This window comes from Bradyrhizobium guangxiense (assembly GCF_004114915.1).
Taxonomy (GTDB): domain Bacteria; phylum Pseudomonadota; class Alphaproteobacteria; order Rhizobiales; family Xanthobacteraceae; genus Bradyrhizobium; species Bradyrhizobium guangxiense.
Window position 1 is genome coordinate 4197433 of record NZ_CP022219.1, and the last position, 12985, is coordinate 4210417.

Annotated in this window: 13 protein-coding genes; 5 read left to right on the forward strand and 8 right to left on the reverse strand. The window is 64.6% G+C overall.

The genetic code is table 11. From position 1 onward, the window contains the following. The first annotated feature begins 32 nt into the window (after positions 1–32). Complete coding sequence (locus X268_RS20140) at positions 33–740, forward strand: hypothetical protein (protein ID WP_128926524.1); 708 nt, start codon at positions 33–35, stop codon at positions 738–740. Positions 741–1018: 278 nt separating this feature from the next. Here the strand turns inward: X268_RS20140 and X268_RS20145 are convergent, their stop codons facing one another. Next, entirely contained in the window at positions 1019–1237 is a 219-nt protein-coding gene (locus tag X268_RS20145) for a DUF3126 family protein (RefSeq protein WP_007602550.1), read from the reverse strand. A 131-nt stretch (positions 1238–1368) separates the two neighbouring features. Continuing rightward, the gene (cysE, locus tag X268_RS20150; protein WP_128926525.1) at positions 1369–2193 is read right to left on the reverse strand and encodes a serine O-acetyltransferase; all 825 of its coding nucleotides are present in this window, start codon (positions 2191–2193) and stop codon (positions 1369–1371) included. Between the two features lie 291 nt (positions 2194–2484). Between cysE and X268_RS20155 the strand changes: the two genes are divergently transcribed. Next, on the forward strand, positions 2485–3840 hold the full coding sequence (locus X268_RS20155; protein ID WP_164937829.1) for a hypothetical protein: 1356 nt from the start codon (positions 2485–2487) through the stop codon (positions 3838–3840). A gap of 139 nt (positions 3841–3979) precedes the next feature. On the opposite strand, the gene X268_RS20160 is transcribed toward X268_RS20155, so the two are convergent. Beyond that, on the reverse strand, positions 3980–4393 hold the full coding sequence (locus tag X268_RS20160) for a hypothetical protein (RefSeq protein WP_128926526.1): 414 nt from the start codon (positions 4391–4393) through the stop codon (positions 3980–3982). 107 nt (positions 4394–4500) lie between these two features. Here X268_RS20160 and X268_RS20165 point away from each other — a divergent pair, with 107 nt between their 5' ends. Further along, positions 4501–5436, forward strand: coding sequence for a LysR family transcriptional regulator (locus X268_RS20165; RefSeq protein ID WP_128926527.1), 936 nt, complete (start codon positions 4501–4503; stop codon positions 5434–5436). Between the two features lie 82 nt (positions 5437–5518). On the opposite strand, the gene X268_RS20170 is transcribed toward X268_RS20165, so the two are convergent. Then, positions 5519–6274, reverse strand: coding sequence for an alpha/beta fold hydrolase (locus X268_RS20170; protein ID WP_128926528.1), 756 nt, complete (start codon positions 6272–6274; stop codon positions 5519–5521). Between the two features lie 116 nt (positions 6275–6390). Next, positions 6391–7527 carry a hypothetical protein gene (locus X268_RS20175; RefSeq protein ID WP_128926529.1) on the reverse strand — a complete coding sequence of 379 codons (1137 nt, stop codon included), beginning with the start codon at positions 7525–7527 and terminating at the stop codon, positions 6391–6393. Between the two features lie 308 nt (positions 7528–7835). Here X268_RS20175 and X268_RS20180 point away from each other — a divergent pair, with 308 nt between their 5' ends. Next, complete coding sequence (locus X268_RS20180) at positions 7836–8081, forward strand: zinc-finger domain-containing protein (RefSeq protein ID WP_007602543.1); 246 nt, start codon at positions 7836–7838, stop codon at positions 8079–8081. An 18-nt stretch (positions 8082–8099) separates the two neighbouring features. Next, positions 8100–9302, forward strand: coding sequence for an FAD-dependent monooxygenase (locus X268_RS20185; protein WP_128926530.1), 1203 nt, complete (start codon positions 8100–8102; stop codon positions 9300–9302). 25 nt (positions 9303–9327) lie between these two features. Here the strand turns inward: X268_RS20185 and X268_RS20190 are convergent, their stop codons facing one another. The 3 genes from X268_RS20190 to X268_RS20200 form a co-directional block, all read right to left on the reverse strand. Next, entirely contained in the window at positions 9328–9750 is a 423-nt protein-coding gene (locus X268_RS20190; protein ID WP_128926531.1) for a twin-arginine translocation pathway signal, read from the reverse strand. Positions 9751–10474: 724 nt separating this feature from the next. Further along, the gene (locus X268_RS20195; RefSeq protein WP_164937830.1) at positions 10475–11524 is read right to left on the reverse strand and encodes an acyltransferase family protein; all 1050 of its coding nucleotides are present in this window, start codon (positions 11522–11524) and stop codon (positions 10475–10477) included. A gap of 612 nt (positions 11525–12136) precedes the next feature. Then, positions 12137–12916, reverse strand: coding sequence for a crotonase/enoyl-CoA hydratase family protein (locus tag X268_RS20200; protein ID WP_128926533.1), 780 nt, complete (start codon positions 12914–12916; stop codon positions 12137–12139). Positions 12917–12985 lie beyond the last annotated feature (69 nt).

Here is a 12985-nt window from a genome sequence, read left to right on the forward strand (position 1 = left end):
TCGGCCGACGTCCGGTTCGACTTCGCAAGCTCATGACGGTGTTCTCGGCAGCTCCCTTCAGGTCCTCCCGCATGCGCGCCCGGGCGCATGTCGTCCCGGTCGTGCTCGGCGGCATTGCTGCGGCGTGCGCGGCCGCGCTCGTCGCCTATTTGCTGTGGCCGACCTGGGGCACCGGCGGCGCCAACGCCCCGGACAAGCTGCCGGTGAGCGTCGGCGGCACGCTGTTCAACCTGCCCGTCAACGCAATCCGCATGAAGATCCAGCGCCACTCCGGACCGCAGGAGCGCATCGATCTCGACTTCCTCTATCCCTCGCTCGATCCGCCCGGCGCGCCGAAGCACGTTACCGCCGACACCGTGGAAGCGGCGGTGCAGACGATCGACCGCATCTTCCTGTCGATCGCGGCGCATCACGATGCGCTCTCGCCCGAGCAGCGAATGGCCACGATCTATCCACGCTATCTCGACCAGGCTGCGGCGACGCCCGTGGACGGCCTGATGATGCGGATGTTTCGCACTGAGACCCCTTACGGCAGCGAGGACCTCTATTCCGCCGCAAGCCCGGCGCTGACGGCGCGCTGCACCCGCGATGCGGCGACGCCGGGCATGTGCCTGTCTGAGCGCCGCGTCGGCGGCGCCGACCTCACCTTCCGCTTTCCACGCAGCTGGCTCTCGCAATGGAGCGAGGTGGCGGGGGCGATGGACAGGCTGACGGCGCAATTGCGCGGTCCGAAGGGCTGAGCGTGGCCGTTCGGCCTGGCGTCCAAAGCAGAAACTGCGAAAACAACCCCATGCACAGTAGCCAAGCGCCTGTGATGTTTCGTATTTTTCGAAGTCAATTTCGGGCGCAGGATGTCAGCATGGGGCGCGGACGCAAGACGCGTCTCCTGTAGCCCGCAGCGCGCTGCGCATTCTTACAAGGAAGTCGAATGAGGGGGCCGTGATGCTGCGGTCCATCATTGAGCCAACGGTCCACGCATAGCGCGGCCCGTTGGCTCGCAGCAATGACCCAGGAGAGACTATTCCTGATCGACGAGATCGTCCTCGAGGATCGCCATCTGGAACTGGAACGAGCGATCGTCGTCCTCGTCGTCGACGAACAGCACGCCGATGAATTCCTCGCCGATATAGACTTCGGCGGAATCGTCCTTCTTCGGCCGCGGCACGACGCGGATCTTGGGATTGCCGAATACGCGCTTCAGATACGCATCCAACTTTCTGACTTCTTTGACGTCCACGGCAAGTCTCCGATCGAAAATGGTCGGCGGGTTTTAGGACGAGATGCGACGAACCGCCAGCATGAATTGCCAAAGAATTTGGGGACGGAAAGGGCCGGAAAACCCGGCCCTCTTGAGCATCGATCCAGGTCTCAAAGCCCCATGGCGTTGATCATCTGGTCCATGGTGCGCGATGGCTCGGCGCAGCCGGCCTCGCCGACGATCTTGGCCGGCACGCCTGCGACCGTGACGTTGTGCGGCACCGGCTTGACCACGACCGAGCCGGCGGCGATGCGCGCGCAATGGCCGATCTCGATGTTGCCGAGGATTTTTGCGCCGGCGCCGATCAGGACACCGTGACGAATCTTGGGATGACGATCCTCGTTCTCCTTGCCAGTGCCGCCGAGCGTGACGCCGTGCAGGATCGAGACGTCGTCCTCGATCACCGCCGTCTCGCCACAGACGAAGCCGGTGGCGTGGTCGAGGAAGATGCCGCGGCCGATGCGTGCGGCAGGATTGATGTCGGTCTGGAACACCGCGGAGGCGCGGCTCTGGAGATAATACGCAAAATCCTTGCGGCCCTTCAGATAGAGCCAGTGCGCCAGGCGATGGGTCTGGATCGCGTGGAAGCCCTTGAAGTAGAGCAAGGGATCGATGAAGCGCGAGGTCGCGGGATCGCGGTCATAGACGGCGACGAGATCGGCGCGGAAGGCGTTGCCGATATCGGGATCGTCGCGCAGCGCGTCGATATAGGCTTGGCGCACGAGGTCGCCCGACAATGCGGAGTGGTCGAGCCGTTCGGCAACCCGGTGGACCACCGAATCTTCCAGGCGGCTGTGATGCAGCACAGATGAATAAATGAAGGTCGCAAGCTCCGGCTCGCGACGGACGATGTCCTCCGCTTCGCCCCGGATCCGGTCCCAGATCGGATCGAGCGATGCGAGCTTTCCTCCCGGATTGACCTGATGCACTGCCATGGATTTGCTCTTTGGGATTTGCTCTTTTGAATGGGCTCGTTTGGCCAGTTCTATAACATAGTCTAGGCGGCAAAGTCCTGACCGGCTTGCCTGAGAGTGAACTTTGGCTTGCCCCGCAAAAGCATAGCAAAACGTTGAAACACAACAGTTTCTTCCGACGCCCCCAAGCGGCAAGGTCGGCTCAAAATGGTCAGAGTTTTGCCAAATTCAAGCCGGGCGGCCTCAAACTATTGGTGAATTCTCCTTGAACCGCTATTGCGAGCATGGTCCGAAGCGAGGACGGGAGCAGTCTTGAGCATCACCACCGATCAATTGCGCGCGCGCACTGCTGCCACGTCCTGGCTGCGTCTGGCGGCAATGGCTCTGCCCCTCCTGATGCTCGCACCGGCGGTCTGGAACGGCTATCCGCTGTTGCAATGGGATACCGGCGGCTATCTGGCGCGCTGGTATGAAGGCTATCTCGTCCCCAGCCGCTCCACGGTGTTCGGGCTCTATCTGCACTCTGGCGAGAGTTTCGGGTTCTGGATCAACCTCGCGGTCCAGTCGCTGGCGACGCTGTGGCTGTTGCAGCTCACCCTTCGCGTGCTCTCGATGATGCAGACCGTCCGCTTCGTCGCTATCAGCCTCTGCCTGATCGTGTCGACCGCGCTGCCTTGGCTCGCCAGCATGCTGCTCACCGACATCTTCGCCGGGCTCTCGGTGCTGTCGCTGTTTCTCCTGCCCGTCGGCGCGAGCCGCATCTCGGCGCTCGAACGGATCTCGCTGTTCGTCTTCACCGCCTTTGCCGCGGCAACCCACAGCGCCACGCTCGGCGTGCTGCTCGGTCTTTGCGCCGCGGGCTGGATGGTACGGCCGTTTCTAGGGCAGCGCCTTTCGCTGGCCGGATTGACCCAGGCGAGCCTCACCATCGTTGCGGGCAGCCTGATGCTGGTCTCGGCGAATTATGCGCTGTCCGGCAAGCTGGCCTGGACGCCGGGCGGTTACGGCGTCGCCTTCGGCCGCATGATGCAGGACGGCATCGTCGCGCGCTACCTCAACGATCACTGCCCGCGCGAGCGCTACAAGTTGTGTCCCTATCGCAATGAGCTGCCGGCGGCGGCAGACGAGTTCCTGTGGGGCCAGAGCATGTTCAACACGCTCGGCCGTTTCGAAGGCATGAACGAGGAGATGGGTTATATCGTTGTGCAGTCGCTGAAGGATTATCCGGCCTGGCAGGCCGGCGCGGCGCTGCGGGCGATGGGCCAGCAATTGCTGCATGTCGCGACCGGCGAAGGCACCAATGGCTGGATCCCGCACACCTACGGCATCATCGAGCGCTACCTGCCTTCGCAGGTCGCGCCGATGCGCGCGGCACGGCAGCAGCACTGGGCCATCGATTTCGACGACGTCAACTGGCTGCATGTCCCGGTCGCGCTGGCCTCGATGCTGGGGCTGGTCGCGCTGCTCGCCCATGCGCTCGCGACCCGCCGGCTGGACGATTTGACGCTGCTGGCGGCGACGGTGACGCTGGCCCTGCTCGGCAATGCCTTCATCTGCGGCGTGATCTCCGGCCCGCACGACCGCTACGGCGCGCGGATGGTGTGGGTGGCGACGTTCGTGGTGCTGATCGCGGTGGCGCGGAGGTTTGGGGACGGCAAGGTGCGGTGAGATCTGGTTCGATCGGGACAACCGAGATGACGGCCGTAGGATGGGTAGAGTGCCAGCGAAACCCATCAATCCGTTCGCCGATGACGAAGCATGATGGGTTTCGCAAGGGCTCAACCCATCCTACGCGTACTCAACGCATTCACATCGCCTTGGCGAACGCGAGCAGCCGGAAATCTTCGAGCGCCGCGTGGCGATGCGGGGCGACTTCGCGCCGGTAGGTCTCGGTCTCGACGATCGCGCGGAAGGTGGCGAAATCGCCGTACTCATTGATCGCCGCTTCGTCCCAGCGCTCGCCGGGCGAGCCGACCAGGCTCGCCAGGAACGGACCGGAAAACATCCGCACCAGCGGCTTGCCGGCCGCCAGACGCCGGAATGCCGGCCTGTAGCGTTCATCAAAGGCTTCGCGGCCCGAGCAGGGCGCCGCGTCGAACCCCTCCTCGTAACGGGCCTGCGCACGGAAGCGCAGCAGATTGAGCATATAAACCGGCCGGCCGGTTGGAATTGCCCGCTCGGCGGCGTCGAGGGCTTGCAGAGTGATTTCGATGGGGTTCATCGGACTTCCCGTGTTTTTAGCGCTGCAGAATGCGCGCTGACGCTTCCCAGCTAGCCGCTCGGACTTCGCTCTTGTAGTGATCGCGGAGCCATGACTATGTGGACTGCATGTCCACAACGACTTTGCCTCCCGATCTCTCGCGTCTCCTCGCCTTCGTCCGCGTCGTCGAGGCGGGCTCCTTCGCCGAAGCCGCGCGGCGGGCGGGGACGACCACCTCGGCGATGTCCAAGGCCGTCACCCGCTTGGAACAGGCTCGCGGGTTGCGGCTCTTGCATCGCTCAACGCACTCGTTGGCGCTGACCGAAGAGGGCGACAGGCTGATGACGGCGGGACGCGCGTTGGTCGAAAGTCTCGCCCGTGTCGAATCCGCGCTCGGCGAAGTCGCGCGCGACGATGGCGGACGGGTGCGCGTGACCGCCCCCGCCTCGTTCGCGCGCGCCTCCATCCTGCCGCGACTGCCGGCCTTCCTGCGGGAACGGCCGGAAATCGAGATCGAGGTCAAATTCCGCAACGAGATTCTCGATCTCGCGGCGGAAGGCGTCGACATCGCGATCCGCTCAGGCCCCCTCGACCGCGCGCCCGGCCATCACGCGCGACGGCTTTGTACGTTCTCCTGGATCGCCTGCGCCTCGCCGGCCTATCTGGACGCGCGCGGCGCGCCTGCGACTCCATACGAGCTTTCCGCGCACGACCATGTTGGCTTCCGCAATCCCGCGAGCGGTCAGATCCTGACCTGGCGTTTCACCGATCCGCGCGGCAAGGGACCCATTCGCGTCACGCCCAAGCCCAAACACATCTGCGACGACGCGCATGCGTCCCTCGCTTTGATCGCCAGTGGGTTTGGGATTGGCTGGGGGCCAGCATGGCTGGTCCACGAAGACCTTCGCGCCGGCCGGCTGGTCGAAGTGCTGGCGCCCTGGCGCGCGCCTGGGGAGCCCCTGTGGATGCTGCGCACCTCGGGCCGCCGCCCGCCCCTGCGCACACAGCGCGTCATGTCATTCCTCAACACGCTTCCCGCCGCATTCAGCGACAAGGCGGTGTGAAGCATCGGTCGTCCGCGAATTTGGCCGGCAAAGTTCTGAGCTCCACTCGTAGGCGAAAAATCTTCTCGGCTCCTTTGCCACCTCACCCGCGCCGCGCGAGAAAATCCAGCACGCCGTTCTTGTAGACCTTGTCGCCGACCGCGCGCATGTGGTCGCGGTTCGGAATGTCGAGCACTTCGGAGCCGGGGATAATTTCGCCGAGCGCGCTGGCGCTTCCTGCGACGTCGTCGGTCGAGCCGACCGCGATCAGCACCGGCACGTCGATGCGCGCGGCTTCGTCCCTAGTCATGAGCTCGCGCGTGCCGCGCAGGCAGGCGGCGAGCGCGCGGTGATCGGAACGGGTCTGGTCGGCGAACGCACGGAAGGTACGCCCCACGGGATCGGTGACGTCATCCAGCGACGGCGCCTCCAGCGCCTTGGCCACGTTCTCACCGGGCCCGGTGCCCTCGATCAGGCCGCCGATGCCGATGCCGCCGAGGATCGCCGAGCGCAGGCGCTGCGGCTCGTTGAGGGACAGCCAGGCCGTCATCCGCCCGCCCATGGAATAGCCCATGATGTCGGCCTGCGGGATGGCGAGATGATCCATCAGCGCAAGCACGTCGCCGGCCATCACCGGAATCGAATATTGCGCGGGCTCGTAGAGCTTTGCGCTTTCGCCATGGCCGCGATTGTCGAGCGCGATCACGCGGCGGCCGCTCTTGCGCAGCTCCGAGACCCAGGTCGGATAAACCCAGTTCACGTTCTTGCTCGAGGCAAAGCCGTGCACCAGGATGATCGGATCGCCCTCGCCTTCGTCGAGATAGGCAATTTCAACGGCGCCGTTGTGAAAGCTCGGCATCATCAGTTCCGTGCGGTCTTGTGGGGATAGATCGATCTTAGAGCATGATCCGGAAGAGAGTGCAGCGATTTTCCGGCAACATCATGCTCAAACAATAGCCTGAAGCGCGTGGTAGCTCACGGCGCCGTGGCCGCGTTGCCGAGAGCGGCCTCGGCTGCGATCTGCGCCAGGCGGAGCCGGCGCGCCCTCTTGCGATCGCACCAGGCCTGGGTGAGGCGCTCGGTGGTCGCCTTGATGGAGGAGAGAAGACCGAACAGCGTCAGCATCGCGCCGAGCAGCCAGAGCGCCAGATCGAACGCGCCGCCGACGAGCAGCAGCGCGCCGCGGCCGAGCAGCTTCATGATCGCACGCGTCTTGCCGCCTTGCGCTTCCGCAAGCCGCGCCGCGCGCGCGACATCCTTGGGGCCTTCAGCGATGCGCAACGTATCCATCGCCCCGCGCGTGCCGGTCTTCTCGGCGACGCGCGTGACGTCCTTGCCGAGCCGGACCAGCGCGCCGGCCTTCTCGGCCCGGAACGCAGCCTTGATCGCACTCACCGTCTCGCCGGGGCGGAGCACCGAACCCTTGGCGACTGCATTCTGAAGCATCGGCGTGTCGACGACCTCGCGCGCGGAGCGGCCGGCCCAGACCGCGAGCCCCTCGCCGAGCCGTCCGACTTTGCGCGCATCCTTGACCAGCGTCAGTCCGGCGCGCACCGGCGCCGCGCCACCGACGGACACGTAGGTTGCCGCCGTCACCGCAAGGCCGGCGGCCGCAAGCGCGAGCACGAGGCGGTCGGTGTCCTCGCCCATGGCAAGGTGCTTGCCCTCGCGAACGACGTCCCTGATGTCGCCGATGACGAAGAGATCGCCGGCCACCGTTCCGGAGAGGCTCGCGACGTCGTCGGCAGTGCCGGTGACGAGACCGGTGGCAAATCGCTTGGCGAAATGGGAGGTGGAGCTCTCGGCCCTGACCGCATCGCTGACGCGGTTCAGGAGGTCGTCGGGCAGCGCGATGTTACGGTCGCGCGCGAGCACGACGAAGCTATTGGCGAGATCGGCATCGCCAGCGGCGAGCGCGGCCTCGATATTGTCCTGAACCAGGCGATCGTTCTGGCGCAGCAGCTGATCGAGCTTGAGCTCGGACAGCACGGCCGGATCGTCCTGGGCGGCGAGGATCGCGCCGGCCTCACTTGCGTGCGGCGCGACCTGCGCGAGCATGAAGCTGCACGCCGCGATACCGGTCAATGCTGTGGTGATTCGCAGCCACTTCATGTGGTAAGCCTGGGCAGTCCTTGAAATCGATTGCGCCTGTTGATTCGTCTTTCGTCGCAATTTGCTCGTCCGAGAGACATAGTATGCCAAAATTGCGACACAACGTCCCCGACGAAAGAAGGGCTTCTCTCAGGCCGCAAGATTGTGTCGAATTTGCATGAGCAAATGAGCATGGGGCAATTGCGGAGCTTTCGGTTCCGCTGGACTAGCAATCGCCTGCCCCCGCCAGTATGGTCCGCGGCGCCTTAAAGATGCCGCGTCAGTTCTTGATTGTGTCTGCCGCCATTGCCACTCCAGGATGAGTTACGATGTCCGACCATGTCGTCCCGCACTTCCACAACGATGCCGGTGTTCCCGTCATCGAGATCGGCTCGCAAGAGTTCATGTGCGTGGGCGCCAATCCTCCGTTCGACCATCCGCACGTGTTCCTCGACCTCGGCAACGACAACGAGATCATCTGCCCCTATTGCTCGACGCTGTACCGCTTCGCGGCCGACCTGAAGGCAGGCGAAGCCCGCCCGCCGGAATGTGTCCTGAAGGACAAGGTGGCCTGACCGCATCCGTCGGTCAGGGTGGCGCTCTCCCGAACGATTGTCATCGCCGGTGCCGGTATCGGCGGACTGACGGCCGCGCTGGCGCTCGCGGCCCGCGGCTTCCGCATCGTCGTGCTGGAAAAGGCCGAGCGCCTCGAGGAAGTCGGCGCCGGCCTGCAGCTCTCCCCTAATGCGAGCCGCGTGCTGGTCGAACTCGGCCTCACCGAGCGCCTCAAGCTGCGCGCCGTCACCCCGGAAGCGGTCTCGATCATGAGCGCGCGGGCCGGCGGCGAGCTGCTGCGCATGCCGCTCGGCGAAGCCGCTTCCGCGCGAGCCGGCGCTCCCTATTGGGTGGTGCACCGCGCCGACCTGCAATCAGCGCTGGCCGGCGCCGTTGCCGATCATCCCGATATCGACCTGAAGCTAGGGGCAACCTTCGAAGACGTCGCGCCTCATGCCAAGGGCCTGACGGTGGTCCATCACAGCGGCACGATCCGCCGCAGCGATCTCGCCAGCGCGCTGATCGGTGCCGACGGCATCTGGTCGACGGTGCGCCAGCATCTGTTTCCCGAGGTTCAGCCGCGCTTCTCCGGGCTGATCGCCTGGCGCGGCACGCTCGATGCCACGCAGCTGCCGAAGGATTTCACCGGGCGCCGGGTGCAGCTCTGGATGGGCCCGAACGCCCATCTGGTCGCCTACCCCATCGCCGGCGGACGCCAGATCAACGTGGTGGCGGTGCTGCCGGGCAGCTGGAACAGGCCGGGCTGGAGCACGCCAGGCGATCCGCGCGAGGTGATGGACGCCTTTGCCGGCCCGCGCTGGCCGCCGACGGCGCGGATGATGCTCGCCACGGTCGATCACTGGCGCAAATGGGCGCTGTTCGGCGTGCCCGACGGCTGCCCCTGGAGCAAGGGCCCGGTCGGGCTGCTCGGCGATGCCGTGCATGCGATGCTGCCGTTCGCGGCCCAGGGCGCCGGCATGGCAATCGAGGATGCCGCGGTGCTCGCCCGTCACCTGAGCCTCGAGGCCGCCGAGAGCACCGCGGGCATCACTGCGGCGCTGACGCAGTACGGCCGTGCGCGCCAGGCGCGGGTGCGCCGGGTGCAGCGGACCGCGCGGCAGCAGGGCCGCATCTATCATTTCAGCGGGCTGCTGGCGACCGCGCGCGACCTTGCGATCCGCACGCTCGGCCCGGACCGGATGCTGGCGCGGCAGGACTGGATCTACGGCTGGCGGCCCTGACGCGAAGCGCCGCCGACGCGGCGCGTCAGCGGGTCGCTCTGCCGGCTTTGGACGCGGGCTTGGCAGAGGCCGCGGGCGACAACGAGGTCGCAGGCGGAATCACCTCAGGCGTCTCCCGGCACCTGTTGCGGCGCCAGGCGTCCTCGGCCAATTGGGCCTGCCCGCGCACCGCGATGTAGTCGTTGCGATAAGCGAGCTCGGACACGACGGCGCCGCCAGCCCCGGTCTCGGCCTTGTCCATCAGCTTCTGCAACTCGTCAGTGCGCTTTGCGAGCTGCTTGCGTTCACCCTCGAGCTGCTTGCAGTCGTACAATTCGTATTTGGAGGGATCGGCAAAGGCCGGCGCCACGGTCTCGCTCATGCTGGCGCAGCCGGACAGCGCGGCGGCCGCAAGCAGCCCGAGGAGCGCACCAACGGCGCGCAGGGAAGAGGAAATCGAAGCAGCCATGCCGGATGAATAGTCCCCGTGAATTGAGAATGCCTAAAGCAACACCAGATGTCCGGATTGAGGCTTGGCCTGTGCGCCCGGCTCGCTCAAGGCACCACCGTCCCCGGCGACGCAACGCGCCATTCCAGACGGCCGTAGATGGACTTAAGTGCTTGATCTCGTTGGATCAAGCCGGCATGGCGAAATGAGTGGACGCAAAGGAGTCGAATTCCCTGATGGGCGTCATTGGCTCTGGGATTGCAGCGGCGCCCGTCAATCGATGGCCTTCGATCGATTGCCTTCGCGGGCCTTGGACGTTTCGACGGGACGAGCTGCTTCGAGGCGATGCTGCTCAAGCCGTTGCGACGCAACTGTATTCCCTTTGCCTCAGGCGATCTGCGCCGTATAGATGGGCTGATGCGGGCGTGGCGGAATTGGTAGACGCATCGGACTTAAGCCATTGAGTGCCCTGGGGGAAACTCCAGGAGCAGAACTGCTCAAAGTCGGGGAAACCTTCACTGGCAATCCCGAGCCAAGCCCCCTCCCGGGGGAAGGTGTAGAGACTAGACGGGCAGCACCTACAGCGGGCAAAACGCCAGGGTGAAGGGATAGTCCAGACCACGAACGCCGGATGGGCGGCGGCGAAAGCCGAAGTGGTACGAAAATCCGTGGGGCCGCAAGGCCTGTGCCGGTTCGAGTCCGGCCGCCCGCACCAAACTCCCTAAAGCTTGCGCTCAGCAGGTGTTCACTCGATCCCTGTGGGGAGCACGGTCGCTTCTCGTCTGCGTACGTCCGGAGTTGATTGGCTCCGGCGCATCCGGCTCAGCCCTCTTCCCCAAGAGAGGATCGGCGCTTCGATGACGATGTGCAAGACAGTGGCAAGACCGATGGAGAGCAGGATGCAAGCGATGATTGTCCCGACGGTCGACAGCAGCCACGGCCCGTCAAAATTGGCGATCCATTTCAACAACGGGCAGTGAACGATGTACAGCGAGTACGAAATCTTGCCGAGCCATTGCAAGACCGGCGAGAAGGATCGTCCTTCGATCTCGGCAGACACCACCGCATGGATGAGCAATCCCGCGCCAAGGCCATAGGTCGGTACGCGGGCGAACAGTGCATCGGTCGCTCCGTGCACGAAGATCCAGTACCAGCCGGCAAAGAACAGGCCTGCCGAACAGGCTATGATGCGAGGCGAAAAGCGCAATCCGCGATTTGTCAGGAGATAGGCGATGCCAACGCCTGCGCCGAATTCCAGCACCAGCGGGTGGGAGTAGATGCCGAGCTGAATTTGGAAGAAGGCAGCGACGATGACCAGGCCGAACCACGCGAAGAGGATCTCGAATAGCCGGTTCGGCTTAATCGCGAAGATGATCGCGACCACGGCATAGAAGTGCAGCTCGAAAGCCAGTGACCATGCCGGCCCGATATACCAGTTCGGGTATGTCCATGCGAAGATCGTTCCGGCGTCGAGTTGCGGACGTTCCCCCGGCGCCATTGCAATCCAGGAGGAACTGATGAACGCCGCCAGCAACGCGAGCCAATAGACCGGATAAATTCGGATGGCGCGTCTGAAAGCAAAGTTCCACGCGTTGTGTTGTGCCGCGGCCGTCGTTGTGATGATGAAGCCCGAGATAACGAAGAAGATGTCAACGCCGCTCGAAAGAATGGTCAGTGCGCCTTCGGCAAGCTCCGGGCCGACCATGTCGGGTCGCACACTGACTGCATGACCGCAGACCACCGACAGCGCGGCAATGCCGCGCATCGCCTGCACGCCAGCGAACACTTGCGGCATCGGAGGAGCCTCGCACCTGACCGAACCACCGCAGCAGGTCTCGCCTCGTCGCAGGACTTCTGCCGCTACGAGGGACTGGGGACGTTGCATTGGGTGATACCGCCCCATTTGACACTGAAATCGGTCAGCACAAGCCCGACGCCGGACATTGCGGCGAGCAGCGTGATAGGCCCCCGGTTCAACCGTAGTGGCGACAGTGACGCGTCAAACTGCGGCGCTTCGAGCGACTGAGAAGGAGGCGAAAGCGCCTCATCGCTTTCTCTTGTCATTGGGCATTCTCGTATTCCAGGAGAATGTTTCTGGCAGAAGAGCTCTTAAAAGAATCACAACTCCTAGGTGTTATTTTTTGTGAAAACATCCATTCCGATCTATCTCGGGAAATCTTGGCAGGACAATCTGGCAATGCAGGCCCATGCTTGCATTTGATCAGGCCTTACTGGAATCTGCAGGACGGCTTCCCCATCCGCCTGTCGGCAAAACGCCGCCGGCGGAGCGTGCGGGCGTTTTCCGGACGAGGCGAGGCCGAAGCCGGCTCCACTTGGAATGAAGTCTGCTCAGAGGCATGTCTGCGTCGGCCTCGCCATCGAAGCCGCGGACTGTTTCCTGGTCGGATCAGGAACGGGCGCGGGCGGCGAGCCAGGCATCGAGCGCTTCGCGTGTGTCCTCTGTCGCTGCCATGCGCGCGAACTGCTCGCTCTCAACCGCGAGGCCTTCCGCGATCGAGACATTGAGGCCTCGCGTGGCGGCCGTGATGACCCGGGCGACCGCCAGCTGCGAATGCCGCGAGATGCGATCCGCCAGTGCGAAGGCGGCGTCGAGAAGCTGCGCATGCGGCACGATGCGGTTGACCAGTCCCATCTCCAGGGCTCGCTCTGATGAAAAGGAATCTCCGGTCAGGAGATATTCCAGCGCCCGCTTCCGCCCGGCGAGCCGCGGCAGGCGCTGCGTGCCGCCGAAGGTCGGCGTGATGCCGATCGCGATCTCGGGCTTGGCGAAGCTCGCCTGCTCGCTGGCGACGGCGAGATGCACGGCTTCCGTGATCTCGCAGCCGCCGCCGAAGGCGATGCCGTTGACCGCGGCGATGATCGGCTTCGGAAACGCCTCCATGCGCGCGGTCATTGCCTGCCCGCGCCGCACGAAGTCCTTCACGGCAACGTCCGGGCCACGCTTCACGCTTTCGGAGAATTCGGCGATGTCCGCGCCCGCCGAGAACGCGCGATCGCCCGCTCCGGTCAGGACCACCGTGCGAACCTTCGCATCGTCCTCGATGCGGTCGAGGATCACCATCAGACGGTCGATGAGCGCGTAGCTCAGCGCGTTGAGCTTGCTCGGGCGGTTGAACGTCAACAGCGCCGTGGTGCCCCGTGTCTCCCAAAGTATTAGATCAGACAAGTCGCAGCTCCTTCCAGATCGAACAGATGGAAGTCAGCCACACCGGCCATGTTGTGTATACTCACTAGG

Bases quoted from the DNA above. Each gene is read 5' to 3' on its own strand.
- X268_RS20195 (WP_164937830.1), bottom strand. From the start codon at position 11,524: ATGCCGCAAGTGTTCGCTGGCGTGCAGGCGATGCGCGGCATTGCCGCG.
- X268_RS20160 (WP_128926526.1), bottom strand. From the start codon at position 4,393: ATGAACCCCATCGAAATCACTCTGCAAGCCCTCGACGCCGCCGAGCGG.
- X268_RS20175 (WP_128926529.1), bottom strand. From the start codon at position 7,527: ATGAAGTGGCTGCGAATCACCACAGCATTGACCGGTATCGCGGCGTGC.
- X268_RS20190 (WP_128926531.1), bottom strand. From the start codon at position 9,750: ATGGCTGCTTCGATTTCCTCTTCCCTGCGCGCCGTTGGTGCGCTCCTC.
- X268_RS20165 (WP_128926527.1), top strand. From the start codon at position 4,501: ATGTCCACAACGACTTTGCCTCCCGATCTCTCGCGTCTCCTCGCCTTC.
- cysE (WP_128926525.1), bottom strand. From the start codon at position 2,193: ATGGCAGTGCATCAGGTCAATCCGGGAGGAAAGCTCGCATCGCTCGAT.
- X268_RS20170 (WP_128926528.1), bottom strand. From the start codon at position 6,274: ATGCCGAGCTTTCACAACGGCGCCGTTGAAATTGCCTATCTCGACGAA.
- X268_RS20180 (WP_007602543.1), top strand. From the start codon at position 7,836: ATGTCCGACCATGTCGTCCCGCACTTCCACAACGATGCCGGTGTTCCC.
- X268_RS20140 (WP_128926524.1), top strand. From the start codon at position 33: ATGACGGTGTTCTCGGCAGCTCCCTTCAGGTCCTCCCGCATGCGCGCC.